Source organism: Prevotella multiformis DSM 16608 (genome assembly GCF_000191065.1).
GTDB classification, from domain to species: domain Bacteria; phylum Bacteroidota; class Bacteroidia; order Bacteroidales; family Bacteroidaceae; genus Prevotella; species Prevotella multiformis.
The window spans coordinates 1,029,191-1,051,208 of the sequence record NZ_GL872283.1 but is presented as its reverse complement, the minus strand read 5'-3'; the positions used below and the strand labels follow the sequence as shown (position 1 = coordinate 1,051,208).

The 22,018-nt window shown below is 48.6% G+C and carries 20 protein-coding genes, 1 pseudogene and 1 riboswitch; of the genes and pseudogenes, 3 read left to right on the top strand and 18 right to left on the bottom strand.

The window, feature by feature from the left end:
* Positions 1 to 201: 201 nt before the first annotated feature.
* The 3 genes from HMPREF9141_RS09590 to glyA all read right to left on the bottom strand — a co-directional run bounded on the left by HMPREF9141_RS09590 (position 202) and on the right by glyA (position 5,077).
* Positions 202 to 1,266, bottom strand: coding sequence for a YncE family protein (locus HMPREF9141_RS09590; RefSeq protein WP_007368523.1), 1,065 nt, complete (start codon positions 1,264 to 1,266; stop codon positions 202 to 204).
* Between the two features lie 110 nt (positions 1,267 to 1,376).
* Positions 1,377 to 3,356 carry a TonB-dependent receptor plug domain-containing protein gene (locus HMPREF9141_RS09585; protein WP_007368522.1) on the bottom strand — a complete coding sequence of 660 codons (1,980 nt, stop codon included), beginning with the start codon at positions 3,354 to 3,356 and terminating at the stop codon, positions 1,377 to 1,379.
* A gap of 49 nt (positions 3,357 to 3,405) precedes the next feature.
* A riboswitch (cobalamin riboswitch) is annotated at positions 3,406 to 3,595 on the bottom strand.
* Positions 3,596 to 3,796: 201 nt separating this feature from the next.
* The gene (gene glyA, locus HMPREF9141_RS09580) at positions 3,797 to 5,077 is read right to left on the bottom strand and encodes a serine hydroxymethyltransferase (protein WP_007368521.1); all 1,281 of its coding nucleotides are present in this window, start codon (positions 5,075 to 5,077) and stop codon (positions 3,797 to 3,799) included.
* Positions 5,078 to 5,300: 223 nt separating this feature from the next.
* Here glyA and HMPREF9141_RS09575 point away from each other — a divergent pair, with 223 nt between their 5' ends.
* A complete protein-coding gene (locus tag HMPREF9141_RS09575; RefSeq protein WP_007368520.1) occupies positions 5,301 to 5,681 on the top strand; it encodes a hypothetical protein in 381 nt (126 codons plus the stop codon).
* Between the two features lie 104 nt (positions 5,682 to 5,785).
* Here HMPREF9141_RS09575 and HMPREF9141_RS13915 read toward each other — a convergent pair.
* The 15 genes and pseudogenes from HMPREF9141_RS13915 to HMPREF9141_RS09500 form a co-directional block, all read right to left on the bottom strand.
* Positions 5,786 to 5,911 (bottom strand): annotated as a pseudogene (locus tag HMPREF9141_RS13915) (IS66 family transposase); the annotation flags it as partial.
* Between the two features lie 1,091 nt (positions 5,912 to 7,002).
* Complete coding sequence (locus HMPREF9141_RS09570) at positions 7,003 to 8,133, bottom strand: hypothetical protein (RefSeq protein WP_156792452.1); 1,131 nt, start codon at positions 8,131 to 8,133, stop codon at positions 7,003 to 7,005.
* 61 nt (positions 8,134 to 8,194) lie between these two features.
* Complete coding sequence (locus tag HMPREF9141_RS13445; protein ID WP_156792451.1) at positions 8,195 to 8,659, bottom strand: hypothetical protein; 465 nt, start codon at positions 8,657 to 8,659, stop codon at positions 8,195 to 8,197.
* Between the two features lie 28 nt (positions 8,660 to 8,687).
* Complete coding sequence (locus HMPREF9141_RS09565; protein WP_083809447.1) at positions 8,688 to 10,484, bottom strand: major capsid protein; 1,797 nt, start codon at positions 10,482 to 10,484, stop codon at positions 8,688 to 8,690.
* A 9-nt stretch (positions 10,485 to 10,493) separates the two neighbouring features.
* Entirely contained in the window at positions 10,494 to 11,933 is a 1,440-nt protein-coding gene (locus HMPREF9141_RS13440) for a rolling circle replication-associated protein (RefSeq protein WP_007368516.1), read from the bottom strand.
* The gene (locus HMPREF9141_RS13435; protein ID WP_156792450.1) at positions 11,933 to 12,127 is read right to left on the bottom strand and encodes a hypothetical protein; all 195 of its coding nucleotides are present in this window, start codon (positions 12,125 to 12,127) and stop codon (positions 11,933 to 11,935) included. The genes HMPREF9141_RS13440 and HMPREF9141_RS13435 overlap by 1 nt, the downstream gene beginning before the upstream one ends.
* Before the next feature lie 153 nt (positions 12,128 to 12,280).
* Positions 12,281 to 12,448: a hypothetical protein gene (locus HMPREF9141_RS09545; RefSeq protein ID WP_156792449.1), complete on the bottom strand. Its 168-nt coding sequence runs from the start codon at positions 12,446 to 12,448 to the stop codon at positions 12,281 to 12,283.
* Between the two features lie 348 nt (positions 12,449 to 12,796).
* Complete coding sequence (locus tag HMPREF9141_RS09535) at positions 12,797 to 13,339, bottom strand: 2-oxoacid:ferredoxin oxidoreductase subunit gamma family protein (protein WP_007368512.1); 543 nt, start codon at positions 13,337 to 13,339, stop codon at positions 12,797 to 12,799.
* A 154-nt stretch (positions 13,340 to 13,493) separates the two neighbouring features.
* The gene (locus HMPREF9141_RS09530) at positions 13,494 to 14,261 is read right to left on the bottom strand and encodes a thiamine pyrophosphate-dependent enzyme (RefSeq protein WP_007368511.1); all 768 of its coding nucleotides are present in this window, start codon (positions 14,259 to 14,261) and stop codon (positions 13,494 to 13,496) included.
* A gap of 18 nt (positions 14,262 to 14,279) precedes the next feature.
* Complete coding sequence (locus tag HMPREF9141_RS09525; RefSeq protein WP_007368510.1) at positions 14,280 to 15,365, bottom strand: 3-methyl-2-oxobutanoate dehydrogenase subunit VorB; 1,086 nt, start codon at positions 15,363 to 15,365, stop codon at positions 14,280 to 14,282.
* Positions 15,366 to 15,368: 3 nt separating this feature from the next.
* Positions 15,369 to 15,602: a 4Fe-4S binding protein gene (locus tag HMPREF9141_RS09520; RefSeq protein WP_007368509.1), complete on the bottom strand. Its 234-nt coding sequence runs from the start codon at positions 15,600 to 15,602 to the stop codon at positions 15,369 to 15,371.
* 12 nt (positions 15,603 to 15,614) lie between these two features.
* On the bottom strand, positions 15,615 to 15,794 hold the full coding sequence (locus HMPREF9141_RS09515) for a tetratricopeptide repeat protein (RefSeq protein WP_007368508.1): 180 nt from the start codon (positions 15,792 to 15,794) through the stop codon (positions 15,615 to 15,617).
* Entirely contained in the window at positions 15,795 to 16,679 is an 885-nt protein-coding gene (folD, locus tag HMPREF9141_RS09510) for a bifunctional methylenetetrahydrofolate dehydrogenase/methenyltetrahydrofolate cyclohydrolase FolD (protein WP_007368507.1), read from the bottom strand.
* Between the two features lie 31 nt (positions 16,680 to 16,710).
* Positions 16,711 to 18,072, bottom strand: a complete 1,362-nt coding sequence (ffh, locus tag HMPREF9141_RS09505; RefSeq protein WP_007368506.1) for a signal recognition particle protein — start codon at positions 18,070 to 18,072, stop codon at positions 16,711 to 16,713.
* A 378-nt stretch (positions 18,073 to 18,450) separates the two neighbouring features.
* Positions 18,451 to 19,161, bottom strand: a complete 711-nt coding sequence (locus HMPREF9141_RS09500) for a DUF421 domain-containing protein (protein WP_007368504.1) — start codon at positions 19,159 to 19,161, stop codon at positions 18,451 to 18,453.
* Between the two features lie 1,032 nt (positions 19,162 to 20,193).
* Between HMPREF9141_RS09500 and HMPREF9141_RS09490 the strand changes: the two genes are divergently transcribed.
* Together HMPREF9141_RS09490 and HMPREF9141_RS09485 are read left to right on the top strand one after the other, a co-directional pair.
* Positions 20,194 to 21,048: a GYF domain-containing protein gene (locus HMPREF9141_RS09490; protein ID WP_040554778.1), complete on the top strand. Its 855-nt coding sequence runs from the start codon at positions 20,194 to 20,196 to the stop codon at positions 21,046 to 21,048.
* A 177-nt stretch (positions 21,049 to 21,225) separates the two neighbouring features.
* Positions 21,226 to 21,642, top strand: a complete 417-nt coding sequence (locus HMPREF9141_RS09485; protein WP_040554776.1) for a hypothetical protein — start codon at positions 21,226 to 21,228, stop codon at positions 21,640 to 21,642.
* Positions 21,643 to 22,018: the final 376 nt, after the last annotated feature.

Sequence of the window (22,018 nt, the reverse complement as noted above, 5' to 3'; positions counted from 1 at the left end):
AAATATGATTCTGGAGGAAGATAAGCGAACCCTGTGTGACAAGCCCGGCAGGCAAGGCGGCAAGAAAAGGGACTTTGTCCTGCCGGCAGACAACAAGCAGAGGGAGCGTCAATCTGCATCGATGCTCCCTCGGCTAATAGGATATGTTCGGTCTGTAAAGACCGCCGTCAGCGTGCAGCAGTCTTCTTTCCCCAATATTGCTTAATTGGCGAACCTCACGTTCTGTGCGCTGTAGCCCACCTGGATATTCCCCTGGATGAGCTTGCCTGCCGGCGAATAGTAGAACACTTCGCTCGGTGCCTTGTAACTCGGGTTGTCAATGACATAAATCTGTCCTTTGCTGTCTACGTTCACCTGCTGCGGACTCTTCAGTCCCGTCATGGCGATGTCGGTCTCCGCACCGGTCTTCAGATCATAGAAGAAGAACCGCTTAGCCGTATCATAGTAAGCTGCGTATAAGCATACGAGTGCTTTCTTTGGCGCATCATAGGCAATGGCACTTGCCTTGCAGACGCTGGTAACCTTGTCGGTTGTTGCATCAATCTTCTGCACGAGGGCATTCTCGCTATGGTAATTGGAAACAAAATAAATGTCATTGCCCACAGCAATACTCTGGTTGTAAGGGTTCAGCACTACTTCTATCTCCTTGACTTTCTTGAACGAACCGAGGTCGACAACGGAAATGGATTTACCCTTGTTGTCAAAGTTGTGGTCAGACATATTTGCATAGAGCTTTCCGTTTGCAACGGAGATTGCTTCCGGATATGGACCGACTTCAACAGAGTCGATGATCGGCTTCTGCAGATCATTGGGATTCATCTTGTAGATTTTCCCGCTGTATGCCGAGAAGTAAACATACTTTCCGTCTGTAGCCAGATAGCGTGGCTCAACTTTCGGCATGAGGATTTTCTTTTCAAGCCGTCCTAAACGGTTCAGGATTTCTATCTTTGAAGAAGTCGTCCCGGTTATGACCACCTTGTCGCCGACGACGATCAGGTCCTGTGCATCGCCCACCTCTTCTCCGTTCTGTGCAGTATAAGCATCGTAATAACGAAAGGGTGATGTCGGGCGTGCCGTAGCATTATAGAAGAGGATGCCGACAGTGCCGTCGTTGGCTTTGAAATTGCCGGCGCAGGCAACGTAAGTTGTAGGATTGGCGACCTCTGGCTGTTGCCTGCCGTCGTCAAAGTCATTGTCATCGCTACAGGCGGTGAATGTAAGCGCAGCCATCAGGATGATGCCCAGCGCAAGAAGATTCTTTTTCATTGTTCTTGTTGTTTTAAATATAATTGATTTTAATGCTTCTGCTATTCACATCTTGCTTTTCCATTTTCCTCCTCTCATCTTTTTCTTTTTTCCTTCCCCTTTTTCCTTTTTTACCTTTTTACTTTTCCACGGCCTTTCCAGCTTATAGAGAGCCGCCAGTTCGTACCGGGCATGGGGTAGAATCTTACTATCTCATAGTTTTTGTTTCCAAGATTGCGCAAGTCGAACTGTATTCGCAGCTGCTGATGGAAGACACGAAGTTCCTTGGACAGTGTAATGCTGTGGTCGGCAAAGCCTGCCATTCGGTTCTGCGGAATGGCATAGCCCAATGAGTAACGCTCGCCCATCCACAAGACATTGTAACCAAGGTCGGCCCATGATGTGTGCAGCAGTATGCTCGCAGCCCCTGAATGGCGTGGAGTATAGGCGATCTGGTCACCATAGTAGACATCGGCAGGGTCGGTTCTGTCGGTAGCCTTGAGAAGACTGTAGCTCCCAATAACACTGACTGACAACCCCTCATTCCATCGTTTCTCCATGTTGGCAGACAGATCGAGCCCTATCTGTCGTACCTTCCCGGCATTCATCATCTGCCAGTAGAACATCTTGGGCACAGCGATGATTTTGTCTGTGACATTTCCTAAATAGCCGTCAGCCGTCAGCGAAAGCTGAATCATGTGGCTGAACACATGACTGTAGGTTGCTCCAAGATTCCATTGTCTTGATTTCTCCGGGTGCAGATGCCTGTTTCCCACGCCTGTATAATAGAGTTCGTTTAACGTAGGTGTCCGGAAGATGTCCTTGTAGCCGAGACGGAAGCGAAGCCCTTCCAGACAGTGCCATTGCAGGCTGAAAGCTGGAGAGAGCCGGTGGAAACCGTCAGAAGGACGGCCCTGTTCTGTCTGTTCCGTAATATTCGTTGCAAGGAGGGAGGTGTTGATGGTGAACTGCCCGGCATGATAGCTGGCTGCCAATGCCGTCCACAGCGAATTGCGTGTCGGATTGGCCGCCTGCGCAAGCGTCATGGACAGGTGGTTGCGGGCATAATCCTGTGCCAGCGACAGATGCAGTCCCCGCATAGGCGCACTCCATAATGTTGCAGTGAGATAGGCCTCCTGTTGTCTGTAGATGTCCTCCTTGTAGCCGGCGGCAGGTACATCCGAATAGCGCGACCACGTGTAGTTCCACTTGGCAGCTGCTTTCAGCTTGACGCACCGGCTGAATCTATTCTCATAGGCGAATTGTGTAAACACATTCTTGTCGACAAGTCTTTCGGCAGAGTAGGGGTTGTCATAGATGACAGCCCCCGGCAGTCCTCTATGAGACACGAAACCGTAAGTCTTCCATTTCATCGTCTGATGGTTGCCGGGCTGCCAGTCCATGTTCAGCTCTCCCCGCCACGTCTCAATGTCGCTGTTGTTACGGTGTTCATGGATGGTCCTGTTGCCGTTTTTCAGTTTGAACGCATAGATGCCGTCGGCCCTTTCACAGCTCCCGTATGCACTGATGCCGAGATGGGAGAATTGCCGGTGGTAGAGTAGGGAAGGGGAGAACACGCCATAGCTGCCTGTACGGACGGTTGCAGCAAGGCTGTTCCTGCGGTCATTATTGCTGTCATGCAATGTACTGATGTTTATCAGGCCTGCGGATGAAAAAGACTTGGCACTCCGGTAGATATTATCGTCCTGTCCTATCTGGAGGCTAACGAGCGACACATTGTCAAGGGTGAAGCGGGAGAGGTCGACCTGTCCGCTCTGGCAGTCGCCGACCTGTACGCCGTCATAGACAACACCTGTATGTCCTGCACCCAGCCCACGGATATTGACCGTCTTCATACCGCCTACGCCGCCATAATCCTTTACCTGTACGCCGGCGAACTGCTTCAGGGCATCACCCATGTCGATGATGCCGATCCGTTCCATGTCAGCGTGCGAGAGCGTCTGTACGGGTGAACTTGACAAGATGTTTCCAGGAATATGGAACCCATTGACCACTACCTCCTGTATCGAATGAACCGAATCTGCGCCGACAGTCTGTGCCATTGTTCCGATCGGGCACAACAACAATGTGTAAGAAGCCAGTCGCCTCATGTCTTCTTGCTTGTTTCAAAGGATTCTATGCAGTGCCCTTCCTCGAGGGATGCAACGACTTGCAATGGCAGGTCTTCTGACTTGTTATCCAAATGGGGGCAAACGCCTTCCCGGATTAGCAGAACCAGTGGCTTCAGTTTGCCCGGCGGATAGCTTACAGCTGCGGGACAGTAGCGGATTTGCACCGCTTTCCCTTTTTAATCATATTGGGTAATGAACCTATTGCGATTGCAAACTTACATAAAAATATCGGATTTCATGCCTGTTCTATAAAAAAAGTCCATCCGGACCTCCCTCTGCCGAATACGAAAGCCTTATTGTGCCCGGTTTCCTCAAGGCTTCAAACCAATGTCCTGGCAGGAAAACAAAAGAAGGTGTGCAGGATTTCCTGCACACCTTCTTTTGTTTTGTATCTTTCAGATACAGCAATGATATTGCCCTTAGTAAGCGAAGAGCGGATAATCCTTCATCGTCTCATTCACCTTCTCACGTACACGTTTGATGACCTGCTCGTTCTCCGGGTCTGCCAGCACCTCATCGATGAGGTCGGCACAGAGCAGCATCATGTCTTCCTTGCAGCCGCGGGTCGTCATTGCAGCCGTGCCGAGACGCAGACCGCTTGTCTGGAAAGCAGAACGCTCATCGTACGGAACTTTGTTCTTGTTGGCTGTGATGTCAGCTGCAACAAGAGCCGTCTCAGCCACCTTACCCGTTAGGTCAGGGTACTTCTGACGCAGGTCGAGCAGCATGGAATGGTTGTCCGTACCGCCGCTGACGATGCTGAAGCCCTTGTCAATAAGCGCCTGGGCCAGAACTGAAGCATTCTTCTTCACCTGCAGGGCATATTCCTTCCAGCTCGGCAGCAGGTTCTCACCGAAACCGACTGCCTTGGCGGCGATGACGTGCTCCAGCGGGCCGCCCTGGTTTCCGGGGAAGACAGCAGAGTTGAGGAGCATGGACATCGGTTTCACGACACCTTTCTTTGTCGTCAGCCCCCATGGATTCTCGAAGTCTTTACCCATGAGAATCACGCCGCCACGAGGACCGCGGAGTGTCTTGTGGGTGGTTGTGGTAACGATATGGGCATATTTCACGGGATTGTCAAGCAGGCCTGCCGCGATGAGTCCTGCAGGGTGAGCCATGTCGACCATCAGCAGTGCGCCCACCTCGTCTGCAATCTGGCGCATACGCTTATAGTCCCATTCACGGCTGTAAGCGGAGCCACCGCCGATGATGAGCTTGGGTTTGTGTTCGCGTGCGAGCCGTTCCATCTCGTCATAGTCGACGCGTCCGGTCTCACGGTTGAGCGTATAGCCGATGTGGTGATAAAGGATACCTGACGTATTCACCTCGCTGCCATGAGAAAGATGTCCGCCCTGGTCAAGGTCAAGACCCATGAAGGTGTCTCCGGGCTTCAGAACGGCAAGCAGTACCGCCTGGTTGGCCTGTGCGCCGGAATGGGGCTGCACGTTGGCAAATTCTGCACCGAAGAGCTGCTTTATACGCTCAATGGCAATTGTCTCTACTTGGTCTACCACCTGGCAGCCACCGTAGTAGCGCTTGCCGGGATAGCCTTCGGCATACTTGTTCGTCAGGTAGGATCCCATGGCCTGCATGACTTCGTCACTGACGAAATTCTCCGATGCAATCAGCTCCATCCCCTTGAGCTGGCGTTTGTGTTCCAACTCGATAAGGTCAAAAATTTCCTGGTCTCTTCTCATGTGTATTTGAAATGTTTATGGGAGGATGTATTAGCCTATGTCCTCCGTGGTTAGTGATAACGCTGCAAATATACGAATTAATGTTCTAACTTGCAAGCGTATCAAAAAAAATAATGTAACTTTGCATACCGACAGATTTTCCACCGGCTTCCCGAAAGGATCTGCAGGATTGGGAAATGTTTACATGTCAATTTTCTGACAGCAAATAAAAGAACGGAATAGTATGAAATTGAAAGAGTTGTTCCAGGCTTATGATTTTGACGAGATCTATCCGCAGATAGGTCTTATGTTTCCCAAAGGGCGCCGTCTGCGCGCACAGTTCCGCCATGCCTACGACCTGCTGCTGGACATCCCGCCTGTGATGTCCAAGAAACAGATCCGGTATCAGCTGATGGAGGATCCGGGTGCCAGCGAAATGTTCTTCGGGGCTGATGACCGTGATTTCAACGGTCCGTGGAACGTGCTTCTCGGAAAAGAAGTCAAGAAAGACCCGAAGGTGGATCTGTCAAGCGAGGAGCTTGTCGCCAACTGCCTGCTTAACACCGTGCTGATGGGACGCCATCCGCAGACATTCGATAAGGACTATCACGACATAATAGGGTAGACCGTCCGGCATCGGTTCTGCCACAGAGATTCTCCTGACAGCCGGCCGTTGAGTCTGCAGAACAGCAGGAGAATGAGCAAAAAACAAACTTTTCAAGCCGTCAACTAAGTTTGAAAACAAGATGATAGGTTGTCAACTAAATGCAAATTTATAACTTGACAACTTTCAAACTTTTTTCTTCCAAGCGCGACAGGTCTAATAGCTTGTTCCATGAGATTGTTGTCTATGTTGAAGTGCCCGCCTGAAACGACTTATCGTCAACAACTGTTAAAACGGATTCTTAACTCATCCAACCGGTCTTGAAAATAAGACGGAAGGTAGTCAATCAGAAATATTAAACTACACAACCAACAGCATTAAACTGCAATGGGAATGTGATTCCCAAGCCTTGGGAACGGCAGTCCCGACCGCTGGGAACAGGATTCCCGACCGGTCGGGAATCCTGTTCCCAGCAATTCAAACGAAAGGATGTGATGGTGAACCGTGGAAGTTGTCGCCCGTTTCAGCATAAATTCACATTGTCATCTCAATATCATAGCTTTCTCCGACTATCTTTTTTTATAGTCCTTATGCGCTGTCTCTAATTTTTCTCTTTCATTAGCATAGTCCGCTGTATTCTGACAAGAAATATGTCGGCTCAATGCGCCTAAAAGGAATCCCGTCTGCCAAACATCAGATTGAATACGTGTCTGAGATGCTATTCTGAAAAAATGTTGGACAAACAGGCTTGCAACGATACAGAAGTCTTTGAAAGGAAAGATCCCAGCTTCTTTCAATATTACTCCACACTATTTAAATAATGGGAGGTATGATAAATAAAACAAAAAAATAAGTTTAACATAGATTTAACATATATGTAAAATAGTGTTTATAAAAAATTTTCTGTCAGTTTTTGTGGTATAGGTCAAGTAGGGGACATCGCTGCCACCGTTAAAGCAGCGACACATCCGTGAAAACTGTTAGAATTCACATCAAAGAGCAGCACATTAGAAAGATTCCAAAGAGCAGCACATTAGAAAAATTCCAAAGAGCAGCATACAAAAAGTATTTAGCGGACGGCTCCCGGGGGTCGCCTTGCGCCTAACGGACTGAAGGGGTTGTTTCTGCCTCTCCTCACGTCGGGCAGCGGGGCAGTCGTGGGATAAGATGAAACAAAAAAGCCACTCCGAAGAGTGGCTAAATTAAATCAAAAGATAAGATTATAAACCAAAACACAAAATCCGATCAGCGCTGCCAAAAACCACATTATAAAAACATAAATTAAAAGACAACGCAAAATACGATATATAAACTTTAAACTAAACATACAATCAACATACAATCAGCGAATACCCTTAACAGGAGTAGAACGTCCAAAAGTTGAAATCGAAGAAGAACCAAGACCGGAAGCGAAAGGAACGAAACTTGAAATCCAACGAATCCAATTGTTAGCATTATAATGCTTATCGTCCTTACCAGCTTTAAGAGCATCAAAAAACGAAATACGAGCCTGATTAGCATCAATCTTTGCATTTGAATGATACGAATCTACAACGAAATTCGAAATCTTACGAGAAGTATCATTATCCAAACGAATACCAAAACGCTTCTCAACCTCAGTCTTAGCCTGCTCAAACATCAAATTACATTGTGCAGTAGTCAACTTTTCAGAATTATGAGCCGAAACATAATTAAGATACTGACGAGAGACGCTCTCCGAAATTTCCTGCAAAACCTGCTTTTCACCATACTTAGCTTTAATATGACTTTCAACCATAGCCAAGTCGGATTCAAAAAGAGCTTTACGTGTCTGTGCATCAACCAAATTGTTAGTCAAAGCAGCTTGCTGAACTGAAAGATCAGACAGAAGCTTGTAATTACCAAGAGTATCGGATTTAATTTGATAATCAAGACCAAGAAGCGAATTCTGATTATGAATGTTCAAAGTCTCTGCACCGAGCTTACCCATCTGAGCAGAGTTAAGACGATCAATCCAACTCGCTTCAGCATCAGTCTTCTTAGCCTGCGCCAAAGCCAGCTGATTCTGTGCAAACTGCGAAATGACATTACCGATCTGGGCAAAAGAATTCTGAACGGCATCACCCATGCCTGTTGCAGGCATGACCTGTGCAACATGCTGCTGCGGAGCAGGGGCAGACTGCAAAGCAGACTGCGCATTGCCTGTCTGAACATTACCAGCAGCGATATAAGGGTTAATACCAGCATCAGTGTAACGCTGCATCTGGGCTGCAGGCGAATTATACTGATTCATCTGATTCCACATGCGTTCATTAAATGCGTTCTGCTCCTGAAACATCTGATACTGATTCTGATTAGCCTCACGGGCTATCTGAAGGTTAGTCTCATTAGCACGATCTTGGGCGGTCTTGTTGGAATGACCGCCAAAGAGACCACCGAGCAGCGAAACACCGCCACTGATGGCAGAACCGATTATAGAAGGATCAATAGGCATATTAAAAATTTTTAAAGATAACGGAAATGTCCCTGCAATATTGCAGGGACAGAACAAAAAATCACTCCGAAGAAGGAGAAACAGAAGAAGGATCACCAGGACCAGGACCGAGACCTGAAGGCTCTGACGGCTCAACAGGATCTGAAGGCTCATTAGAAGCATCTCGAAGCTTGCGAAGTTCATCAACCAAGGCTTTGTAACGCTCCATCTCAACAGGATCAGACATATAACGTGAAGGAATCAACGACAAAATGTCATCATCAGAAAGACCTGCAGGAGAAGAAACACCTTTGACAACAGCCAGCTGCGAAAGGATCAACTGCTTTTCAGAATCTGAAACATCACCCGAAAAAAGACGAGATAACATAGAATCACGATGACCTGTAACAGGGTTCACAGGACAAACCGTATCAAAGATAGAACCGTCAACAACAGACAAACCGTTGTTGATACCGTTGACCTCGAGAGGGACGGAAGGAACAACGAAGCAGTCAGACGGCATACGGTTAAAATGAAAACCAGACATAAAAGAAATAATTTTAAAAAATCAAAGATCAAAGACCAGCAAGGCCACTAACCGACATAGGACGAACAGCCTTTACATCAAAGAAAGAATTCACAAGGAAGTGGTCTGCCTTGACAGCAGATACAAGAAAGATCGTATTGAGGATAGACGGATTGACGTAAAAATGCGCAGGAGACCAAGGAGAATTAACCAGCTTCTTATCACCGGCTTTACCATCAAAACCGAAATCATAACGAGGTGAACACCAATACGAAAGAGACAAACCGGACTCGAATTCACCGAAAACAAGATCACGAGAAGTCTTGTACTCATTGTAACGAACCTGCCAGCCAAGAAGTCGGTTGTTAGCTTCAATTGAAGACAACGGGTAACCGGCAGCCAAACGCTTCTGTTTCTCAGGACCATCTGGAACAGGATTATCCAAGTAAGTCGAAATCAAATCAGAAGTAACAACAGGCTGATAACCCAAATCTGCGAACTCGGGCTGAAAGAAATCCTCACGCCGTAACTTACGATTAAAAGGATCAAAGTAAGTACCATTGTACTCAGTCTGAGGAACAACGCTGTAAATACACATGATGATACCATGCTCCTTGACATCAAAATCAATTGAAGAGCTATTCAATGAACCAACGCCTTTACCACCAAGATCACCGAGACAAGGAGATTCGTCAGCACCACGGTCAAACTCAGACTGATTGACAACCTCTGAAATGACAACAGGATTATCAAAACCACCGATGAAACGTGCATCACCAGCACGGGATTCAGGAACACGGAAACCGAAATGTGCCTCGATCTGCGATGAATAGTCAAGACCATTCGCACGCCGAGTAGCTTCCAGCATCTTATCAAGAGCGAAAGCAGCACGCAAATCATTGACACTGAGGACAGAAACACCATTGATGAAAGTAGAGGCACCAGAAACACCGTTGGAAGAACGAGAAACAGCACCATTACCATGACCGACATAGTCAGGGAGATTGAAAATACCCTTATCATAAGACGGGGTAGGCTTCATAGACGTAATCCAATCCTTTGAGTACGGACGATAACGCATCTGACAGAACTTGGCAGCGACATCACCTTCAATCTTCAAATTGGAATCGCTGGCGTAGTCATCGATATTGAACGAACGAACATCAGCGGTTGACCAATCCTGCACACGATAGAAATCATTGAAGATCTTCTGATAGGCAAGGAGCCGGAAAGGAGAAGCTGAAGAGACCAAAGGAGAAGCCTTGGGCTTTACAGGCTTGAAAGGAGCTATCAAATCAATACCAATAGAAGTTTTCTTGGAATAACCACCCGAAAGAGAGGAATAAGGATAACGTCCACCGTTGGATGAAACGCCATAACCAAGAAGATTAAGCAGCTTCATTGCACCATCAAAATAGGAAAAACCCTGCGAATCATCGGAAAACTTAGATGCAGCATTAATAACACTGTCAACATCAAACGAAGGAACAGACTTCGGTACGAAAGAGTAATCAGGTTTGGAATTGTTCAAAACACCGATACCGTTAAGAGCACTGACAGGATTAGGAGTGCCGACGATAAACTGATCAAACCATTGCCACAAAGACCTGTAAGAAACGAAAAAAAAGTGATAATACTCCTTCATACGAGCAAAGGCTGCAGTATTGACGGTAGTTGTACGGACTAAGTCCTGAACCTGAAAACGAAAATGTTCACTGGGATTGACTTCCCAGCAGCCGACAGGCAGGAGCTGACCAGCCTTGGCACTGAAAACACGCCGAGAACTCAAATCAAAACCATTGCGAGCAAGCCTCGGCTTTGGAGACGGAACTTTAAATAATGACATAAAAAAAAATTAAGTGAATAAACTTGAATTTAACAGCTCATTAAGCTGCTTATTCTTCAAAGAATCATTGTGAATCTTAGTATAACGTGCAACATTATCTTTATAAAACTGAGAATGCTTCTGACCGATCATATTAATAAGTTCAGAATTCATGAATCCATCGACATCATAAAGCATGAAATCGTGAAGACCATACGTCAACATGACATCCTTCCAAGGCGACTGATTAAACAGCTTACGAGTACGGGGAAGATAGGAAAAAAGCTGCAAATCAAAGTCTACAAGATGATGCAAAGGCATATCAAACTGATTGATATAAGCTTCCTGATACTCATACTGAGTGCGAAGAAGATACATGTCCTTACGATAATAGTAATCCTCTAAAAGAGAAACGAAAATCTCGGGGGTCATCGAATATCGTTTACACCAATCAAGACAGACCAAAGTAGCATGAATGTCAACAGAAGGATAGCATGCGGACTTGAACTCAAAAGGAAGAAGACCACGGAAATCTATGCCACTCTGCTCAAAGTCATACGCAGCTGCATATACTCGAATTCTTTCAGAATGAGATAACGAGCGGTATCCTCGACACTTAGGCAGGAGCCGATTTTCAAGACTACGGGGAGTTGGAACAAATTCAAACTGCCCATTATCTCTGTTGAGGACACTCTGTCCGTAAGTTCCATCAAGGACATTCGAGCGCAGCGCTTCTTCATCAGCCTTGCAATACCCGATATAAGGGTGTTTACTTGCCAAGTGAAACGTAGAGGTAAATTCAGTGCGAAGAAACGGTGGTAAACGAGTATCGCCGTTAACATATTTCGCAACGTACTGGGAAGCGGAGTTATTGACGAGCGAGAAGACCGAATTACCGTTCTTCCAAGTTTCACGTATAAGCCGACCAATGTTCCGCTGCAGTTCTTCGCTGTCATACCACAATATGGCATGATAATGCGGACGGAACGTCCTAGGTCCATACTCTGAACAGATAAAGTATCTAATTCTGAACTCATTTGATTTATTTTTATTCAATTGATAATCAACGGCAGAACGAAGACGCTTGAACCAATCCTGCACATCTTTTTTACACGGATAAGCAAAGCAGACTTCATCCTCCATCTTCTGTGGAGGAAGAGAACGGCAGACAGAATCGGAAAGAAACTTGCCTGATTCTGAAAGCCTGTTAGAAAACCAGACAGGATGAGAACCATCATCCATGACCAAAGGCTGAAACAGAGGAATATGCTCGTTGTCATAGGTCAAAGTAACGAAAAGCGAAAAACGATGCTCCCTGCACTCGTTTTCAATACGACGAGACCAATCTGAAGCATAGGAATCACGGCAGCGGAAACACTTACGACACGGTACATACAAGGTTTCATCAATATATTTGTTATAAATGCGCTTAGGAGATAAGCAGCTATTGATATTACCAAGAACAGACATCAGCGAACCGAATCCTTTACAACAGAATTAGAACTACACTTGCCAGCAACACCGTGGAAGTGGAACTTATCGGCATCAAACGAAGTGACACAGCTCTGAAAGTAGAGAGTGACAGAAACAAGGATGAAACCACCAACGCTGAACTTAAAAAGGACAGGAGGAAGTTTCTTGAGGAAAAGGATAATCTTTTTCATAAGCAATACATTTTTTTTTATTTTCAGAATTCAAAAAAATTTGGTAAGTCTCACGAGGATCTGGGCAGTCAACACACATGAAATCAATGCATCCGATCAGATCACGGTAAGCGCAATGCGAAAAACGGAAAGCAGCACGCTCATACTTATCCATCAACCGTCAAAATTGGTACAGATGAAATCGACAGCGGAAGCGAAGGAACGGAACGCCACATAATAATCACCGAGAGTGTCGGGCTGGTTCTCCTCACGCCAGCGGACGATGTAGGTATGAACTCCGTTACGAGGATTGACATAGTGCTGAACGGTGACAGACATCATAAGAGTGTGCCTCGTTGTCTGAAACAGCATGGGTTTACGTTGATTGAACATGACATTAAGAATTTTTAAATTAACAATGCAAAGATATAACTTTTCAGATAATGGGAGTTATGATAAATAGACGTTTTGTCATGCAGCACTGCTGCCAGGATTCCTTCCAATGAATCAATCTGCTGTCTGTCTGCGATTTTCATGGTCCGCCCATGTAGTGTGTATGAGAAGTTATCGGGAAAGAAAAAAGGGATCCGTGGCATCACTGCTAAGATCCCTTCAAACAAATTAGAGAGTTATAAAAAATCAGGTTTTTCCTTTATTCTTAGAGCAACATGGAAAGGTCGCCCCTATCCGTTACTGCTGCTCAATGATCTTCATACCTTCTTCCACTGCCTGCATATTCAGCGGAATAAGATTATGATGCCGTTCAGGCAGACTCTTGAACAGAGCCTTCTTCAGCCCATCGGTACTGACTACCGGACATACTTTCAGCAGCCCGCCCAGCACTATCATGTTGAAGACCTTGGCATTCTTCATCTCTGCGGCCTTGTCCATCGCATCGACCCGATAGACGGAAATGTCCTTGCGGGTCGGAGGATTGAAGACACCATAGCCGTCGTAAATGAGAATCCCGCCCGGTTTCACTTTGGGCTCAAACTTATCCAGCGAAGGCTGGTTCAGAACGATCGCCACATCATACTTGCTGAGGATCGGGGAAGAGATGCGCTCGTCGCTTACGATGACCGTCACGTTGGCTGTACCGCCACGCTGCTCGGGACCGTAAGCCGGCATCCAGGTTATCTCCTTGTCTTCCATCAGACCGGAGTAAGCCAGAATCTTGCCCATTGAGAGCACACCCTGACCGCCAAAGCCGCTAATAATTATCTCTTTTTTCATTTTACACCTTATTTAATATGTAGGAGATTGCTGATGTTCACGAGGAAAACAACCTGACAGGATGCCCGTTCTCATGAATCAGCGGACAGGCAGCCGGCTGCCCTCCCGACGGATTTCTCCTGTTACTTGTCAGCGATACATTGCCATGGGCTCATCAAAGCCCTGTTGTATCTTTCAGGTCTCCTTTTTCGTATTCCGGGAACATATTCTCACGCATCCACTCATTCGCCTTTACCGGCGTGAGCTTCCAGCCGCTGTTACACGTTGACACGATCTCTACCAGGGAGCTTCCTTTTCCTTGCATGCTTGCTTCGAATGCCTTGCGGATAGCCCGTTTCGCCTTGTTGATGGAAGCCACGGAGTCGACGCTCTGACGAGTTACAAAACAAGTACCCTTCAGATGGCTTGCCAGTTCGGTAATGTTCAGGTTGTAGCCATGCAGCTCCGGATCACGCCCATAAGGACAGGTTGCGGTCTTCTGACCGATAAGAGTGGTCGGAGCCATCTGTCCGCCCGTCATGCCGTAGATGGCATTGTTGATGAAGATGATCGGAATATTCTCGCCGCGGTTCAGTGCATGGATGGTTTCGGCCGTACCGATGCAGGCAAGGTCACCGTCGCCCTGATAAGTGAAGACGAGGCGGTCCGGCCACAGCCGCTTGATGCCTGTCGCCACAGCCGGAGCACGCCCATGGGGAGCTTCCTGCCAGTCAATGTCAAGATAACGATAGGCAAAGACGGCACAGCCGACAGGGCAGACCCCGACGGCCTTGTCGCTCATTCCCATCTCTTCGATCACTTCTGCAACCAACTTATGAACCACACCATGCGAACAGCCGGGACAATAGTGCATTGTCGTATCGTTCATCAAGGCGGGTTTCTTATACACCAGATTCTCCGGTGAAATAATATTATTTGCCATAATACAGTCCTCCCCTCCTTACTTTACTAACGTTTCCTTGAGTGCTGCGACGATCTCTTCCGGGTCGGGAACAATACCGCCCAGACGGCCGAAATGCTCCACCGGCAAGGCTCCGTTGACAGCAAGACGGACATCCTGTACCATCTGCCCGGCATTGATTTCACTTACCAGCACACCCTTTTTCCCCTTGCAGAGTTCCGCAAGCTGTCTGCTCGGGAAAGGCCAGAGCGTGACAGGACGGAACAGGCCGGCCTTCAAACCGTCCTCCCGGGCCAGTTCGACAGCCTTCTCGCCGATGCGTGCGGCACTGCCGAAACTGACGATGATGTAATCGGCATCATCACACTGCTGTGTCTCGAAACGTACTTCATTCTCACGTATCTGACGATACTTTTCCTGTAAGTGGAGGTTTCTCTGCTCCATCACCTCCGGTTTCAGTTCCAGGGATGTGATGATGTTCGGCTTGCGGTCCGGTGTGCGCCCGATCGAAGCCCATGGACACTCTTTACGGATTTCCTCCTCCGTACGGCGAGGTTTTATCGGCGGAAGGACAACCTTCTCCATCATCTGTCCGATGACTCCATCAGACAGAATCATAGCAGGATTGCGGTATTTGAAAGCCAGCTCGAACGCCAGATCGACAAAATCGGCCATCTCCTGAACGGAACTCGGAGCCAATACAATCACATTGTAATCGCCATTGCCGCCGCCTCGCGTCGCCTGAAAATAATCACTCTGGCTCGGCTGGATGGTACCCAGACCGGGGCCGCCGCGCTGCACATTGACAAACACGCCCGGAAGTTCCGCGCCAGCCATATAACTGATACCTTCCTGCATCAAGGCAACGCCCGGCGACGACGAACTCGTCAGCACACGCTTGCCGGCTCCCGCACCGCCATAAATCATGTTGATAGAGGCCACCTCGCTTTCGGCCTGGAGAACGACCATGCCGGTCGTCTCCCATGGTTTCAGCGCGGCCAGTGTCTCGATTATCTCACTCTGAGGGGTAATAGGATAACCGAAGTAACCGTCCGTGCCACAGCGGATAGCGGCATGGGCGATCGCCTCGTTCCCCTTCATCAATTTTACTTCTTGTTCTGCCATAAATCATTCCTCCACTTTCTTGCGATAGACCGTAATACAGCCGTCGGGGCAGACCATTGCACAGGCTGCACAGCCAATGCAGGACTCCGGTACGGCAGACTCGACATACGGGTATCCGTGGACGTTCACCTTTTTCTGAGCCAAGGCAATCACATCTTTCGGGCACGCAACGATGCACAATTCGCATCCCTTGCAGCGGTCAGTGTTTACTACGATGGCACCTTTCATCTTGCTCATAGTTTTTGTATTTTAAGGATTATATGCATCCTTGTTATAGAAGTTGAGAATACTCTCCAGCATCTCTTTCGCAACGACAGCCGGAGACTCAGAGTCCAGCTCGATAGCCTCCATATAGTTTGCCAAGGCATTCTGCCAGTCTCCTTTCTTCCGGCATTCGTTCCCCAGCTGGAAATATTCTTCTGCTGTCATCTATTGATAATATTCTTTCTTGCCCGCAGCAAGCGTATTCTTCATCAGCGAGCAGATCGTCATCGGTCCCACTCCACCCGGTACCGGAGTAATGAAAGAACAGCGAGGAGCGACCTCGTCGAACTTCACATCTCCGTTCAGCCGGAATCCGCTCTTGCGCGAAGAGTCCGGCACACGGGTCGTACCGACATCTATGACGACGGCCCCCGGCTTTACCATGTCGGCCGTTACAAAGTCCGGTCTGCCGATTGCCGCGATGATGATGTCGGCCTCACGGCATTCCTTCTTCAGATCCCTCGAATGGGAATGGCAGACCGTCACGGTGGCATCGCCGTACTGTTTCTGCATCATCAGCTGTGCCATAGGCTTGCCGACGATGTTGCTTCTTCCCAGCACGACGCACTTCTTCCCGGACGTTTCAATCTTATAATGCTGCAGCAAGGTCAGGATACCCAGCGGTGTAGCGGATATGAAACATGGGAGCCCGATGGACATCCGTCCGACATTGATGGGATGGAATCCATCCACATCCTTGCGATAGTCGACCGCCATGATGATCTTCTGCTCATCGATATGTTTCGGCAGCGGCAGCTGGACGATAAAGCCGTCTACATCCGCATCTCTGTTCAGCTTCTCCACACAGGCCAGAAGCTCCTCTTCGGTAACATCAGCCTCGAAACGGATCAGCGTGGATTTGAAGCCACATTGTTCACAGGCAATCACCTTATTCTTCACATAGGTTTCACTTCCCCCGTCGTGCCCCACCAATATGGCGGCCAGATGAGGCTGCTTTCCACCTGCGGCTACAATAGCCTTCACTTCCTCGGCAATCTCCTGCTTGATGGCAGTGGCGGTTGCCTTTCCGTCGATTAACTGATATTCCATAGTAAAGTATTAATTGATAAATAAAAGTCTGTTACAGCTTGGGCATCTTCGGCATGCCGGGCATTCCTTTCATGCCCTTCATACGTCCCATCATGCCGGCCATCTTCGATCCGGTGACCATCTTCATCATCTTGCGGGTCTGGTCGAACTGTTTGATCAGGCGGTTAACCTCCTGCAGATTCGTACCCGACCCCTTGGCGATACGCTGCCGGCGGGAATTGTTCAGCACCTCCGGGTGCGATCGTTCCTTCGGCGTCATGCTCTGGATGATGGCCTCAATGCCCTTGAAGGCATTGTCATCGATGTCTACGTCGCGGATGGCCTTGCCCACTCCGGGAATCATCGAGGCCAGGTCCTTGAGATTGCCCATCTTCTTGATCTGCTGGATCTGGTTGTAGAAATCATTGAAGTCAAACTGGTTCTTCTGGATCTTCTTCTGCAGGCGTTTCGCCTCTTCTTCATCAAACTGTTCCTGCGCACGCTCGACAAGGGAAACGACATCACCCATGCCCAAAATGCGGTCGGCCATACGCCCCGGATGGAACACGTCGACCGCCTCCATCTTTTCGCCTGTACCGATGAATTTGATAGGCTTCGTCACGACGGTGCGGATCGACAGGGCTGCTCCGCCACGTGTGTCACCGTCGAGCTTTGTAAGGACTACACCGTTGAAGTCCAGCCGGTCATTAAACTCCTTGGCTGTATTTACCGCATCCTGCCCCGTCATGGAGTCGACGACGAACAGTGTCTCGTCAGGATTCACATGGTTCTTGAGACTTTCTATCTCGTCCATCATCTCCTCGTCCACCGCCAGGCGCCCGGCGGTATCGATGATCACCACGTCATTTCCCCGTGCCTTTGCCTCGGCGATGGCATGATCGGCTATCTCGTTCACATTCTTGTTCCCGGGTTCGCTGTACACAGGTGCACCGACCTGTCCGCCGACAACCTTCAACTGCTCGACAGCGGCAGGACGGTAAACGTCACAGGCGACCAGCAGAGGATTCTTATGCTCCTTCGTCTTCAGCATGTTCGCCAGCTTCCCGGAGAATGTAGTCTTACCGGAACCCTGCAGACCACTCATCAGAATGACCGCCGGACGTCCGGAAAGGTTCAACCCTACGGCCTCGCCGCCCATCAGCTCCGCCAGTTCGTCATGTACGATCTTCACCATGAGCTGACCGGGCTTGACGGCTGTCAACACGTTCATGCCCAATGCCTTCTGCTTGACGGTGTCAGTAAAGGATTTGGCGACTTTATAGTTGACATCGGCATCGAGCAGGGCTCTGCGCACGTCCTTCAGGGTTTCCGCTACATTTATTTCTGTTATCTTTCCTTCTCCTTTAAGAATCTTAAAAGAGCGTTCAAGACGGTCGCTTAAATTTTCAAACATTGCTTTTAAAAAGAGTACTTATTTTTGTTCTATCATACAAAGATAGTAAAAAGGGAAATAAAATGACAAGTATGCCGCTCCTATTTTAAAGTATTTTAAAACACTTACCTTATAATCATGCGCACATAAATAGGCTTTGTGCAAGAATAGAAGAAAAAACAACGGTGAAGGCAGCTGGTTGTGTCCGTCAGCAACCGTCTGTAATGATTGCCGACAGCCATAGCCAGCTGCCTCCATCTTATGCTGCTTCAGGGAATCCCCGCCGGCGCACTGCTTAGGGAGGCTCCGGCTTTCCCCGGCCCGTCCATGCGGGAGTCCTGTGCAGATTTTCCCGATGCCCTTTCTTCCTGCTGATGCCTCAGAAGGAGAACGGCAGGCCTATACCTGTGCGTTGTCCGGGTCTATCTCATCGGCGTCCACCTCATCTTTTCCGCGCTTGACATGACCTTCGAACGTGACAAAATAAAAACCCTTCCGGGGCGTCCATTCCATGCAGAACAGTTCCGAAGCCCCCTTGAACCCGTTCCGCTTGATGGCGCACAGTACCCATGCCTGCGACTTCCCGGCCTTGGCGAGGCTGCTCTCTACAATCTGACCGTTGTTCACCAACAGGACAGAATAGGAGGTGTCTCCCGGGGAAAGTACCGTGACGGCACCGTTTGCTTCAAAAAGAACATCCTCGACATCAAACATCGAGAAGATCCCCTTCTGCCTCAGCATCAGTCTGAACTGCTCCATTTCAAGGCTGTTCCGCTTGAAATTCTTGAAATTGATGATACCGTCTTTCACCAGGAAGACGCTTTCTCCTTTTATAAGATGGCGCAACATGGATGAGCGCATGGCAAAGCGGACGAGCATATTGAAGCCTGTCCAGACGGCAAGGGCAAAGATAAGATGCCATATCGTCATGTCCGGATTATAAAGCACACCGCCGACCAATGCGCCGATGACGAATGCACTTACCGTATCAAGCGGTGTCAGCTGTCCCATCTGGGTCTTGCCCGTGATTCTCAGAAAGGTCAGAATACCAATCATACCCGTGATGAGTTTCACGGCAATCGCCACGTATGGCTGTATCAGTTCGATCATTTTCCTTTGTTTTTTAGATACCTAATTGAGTTGTCTGAATATATGGCCGCAAAATTATGCTTTTCTCCTAAAACGTGCAAACAATACAACAAAAAAACGCTCCGCTTCCACCTTCGGGAAATCAAAACTGCAACGCAGAGGTAACAAAAGACCATCGCCCCCCACCCTGCCTTCAGCGCTCATGCGTTGCATTGACCCAAGAGACGGATGTACATGTCTGCCGGTGTGCCGGGCGGGTATTTCCTGCTTGCCGGCGGAAGTTTTACCACAACCGGGCATACCAGCAGCACCCTGCCATGCGGCATGCCTTCGAGGAGGCTGATGTGCAAGGGAGGAGGCTGTCTTTCCCGAATGTCCACCCATTCGGTCTTGTCCGGTTGACGGAGATATTGCAGCCGATGAATGTGAAACAATTTTACAAAACATCCTTCCGGGGCACTGATTTTACAGCCGAAAAACGCATACTTGAATCCTGCCGACATCTCCCTGTTTTGCAACCAAGCACCGTCTGACTTCCAAGTAACGCCCGATTGGACTTCAAGTAACGCCCGATTGGAGCCCGGGTAACGCCTGTTTGCAACGCAAGAAAGCACCTCTTCAGATCCGCATGACAATCCGCTGTCAATAAGGGATTTACAGAGCCGGCCGATTTATCCCTTCCTTTGCTTTCCATCCTGCGTTGTCAGACAGCCCGGGGAGAAGGAAGCGAGAGAGACAACAGCGGATGAGGCGAAGAAAATACCTTACAGAATAACCATTGCCTTCTATGTCTGTCTCCATACCAATATTGCCCTCAAGGACGGACGGGACAGGCGGGGCGACTTTTTCCCGTTTGGATAAGCGGCAAGGTCAGGAGGACATGAGTATCCGACGGATCGGACTGTTCTCATGTCAGAATATAGAAAAAGGGGAGAGTTTTTTGCCAGTTCAGGAAATAATGTTTATCTTCGCACCCTCAAAAACCGACTGGGGGGAAGTAAAGAGATACGGATGCTTTTCTTTTTCGCTCCCCGACTTTCAAAATCAAAGAAAATGGAGTATTATATCAGTGCTGACAATGAAAAAAGAGGTCCTTACAGCCTCCGGGAATTGGCCGGGCGAAAGCTGCAGGCAACGACCTTGGTGATGCCGGCTGACGGAACACAGTGGATTCCGGCCTGGCAGATAAAGGAGCTCCGCACGCTTTTAGAGGAAAGCGAACACTCTGACAGAAAACCAGATGTGGAAGGAGTCCCCTTTGTAGAAGCCTCCCCCGTCACCCCCTCCGCCGGGACGGCACCTGCCGGGCGGCCTTCAAAGAAGAGCCATGCGGGCTGTCTGGCGGGAGGCCTCGTCGTGCTTGCCGCTGTTTTATTCGTGCTGGTTCTTACCTGTCCCAAGCCGGAGCAGCACCGGGAAGTGCTCGCAGATGTGATAACGGCAACGGTGACGGATGCAGCCAACGACACCGCCAATACCACCGGCAATGAAGTCATCGACAATGCCTTCCGCACCATCAGCAATGTGTTTGCCGGCAAAGTGATCAGGTCGGCCATTGACGACCTCGTGACCGTCGACAATTACGTCGTCTGCTCTCTGGGGAAAGTCCACTATAACGGCAAGGACTACATCGTTTCTTTAGGTCTTTTGGGCCATATCTTCACGGTCGACGAAGACGATCTCCGGAAAGCCGCAGAGCAGTATTACAAGAAATCGGAGATAAACGTGAAAGAACAGCTCAAGCAGAAAGCTCAGAAAATGATACAGGAAAACGTGGTCGATCCTGCCGCGACAGCCATTAAAGGAATACTGGGAGGAGCGCTGGACGGACTGCTGGATGACATCGGTTTAGGCATGAGGCATCCGAAAGACGACAGAGGCAGACAGCCGTCGACAGACAGTATCTGATGCCCTGCCCTGTCCGTCAGCATGGGCAGGAGGGCTGAACCTGTTCCAGCAGAAAGCTCTCGTCTCCCGTATCCGCAGAGGGATTTCGACTATACAACCGAAAAAATTGTGGATAAATCTTTGTTGATCCACGATAAATACGTATATTTGCAACATAATTTTAAACAGACTTTAAATATGAAAAGATTATTATTGATGGGGATAATGATATTGTCAGTCCTTACCGGCTTTTCCCAGAACACCGCAATAGTCAACAACCTGAAAGAGCAGCAGAAAGTGCTCGATCTGACGGCAAAGCTGAACAAACTCCAGCTCGATTACGAGAAGGAAAAGGCCAATTACAATGCCATCAGCGAAAAGGCCGCCAGTGTCAATGCCGATGCCAACAGCGCCACAACCAATTTCACGGCATCAGACCCTTCAAGCACTGTAAAGCAGGCCAAAGACACCGTCAAGAAACTGGAGGAGACAAAGGCCGTCAACAAGAAGCTGGCGAAGAGTCAGAAGGACATGACCAAGATGGAGCAGAAAATGGCCAAGCTCCAGTCTAAGATTGACAAACTGAACAAGAAAGTCCAGATCATCGACAAGTAAGACTTTCAGGGAACGGTTCTGAAAACACCTTTAAGGGCAGACGCTGAAAGCTGCCTTTGAAGGTCGTCTGCCTTTTAGACTGGCAGCTTCTGCTTTCTTCTCCAAAAGCACGGCAGACCCATGCGAGCGAAAGAGAAAGCAGAAGATTGCTGTATAAAAGGGAAAAGACCCGAAGGTCTGGACGGTTTCATCGTATCCGGTCTGCCGACATGGGGTCAGGGGCTTCCTGCAAGGGAACCCCGTCTGCATATATGATAAGGTGCATCAAATTTGACCGTATCTGACCGGCGGCGGCCCCCCGCCGGTCCGCTATATAGGGGTGGTTCTGGAAAAATCCGGTGATGGATTCAGGACTATTAGGCGGACAGATTCTGTC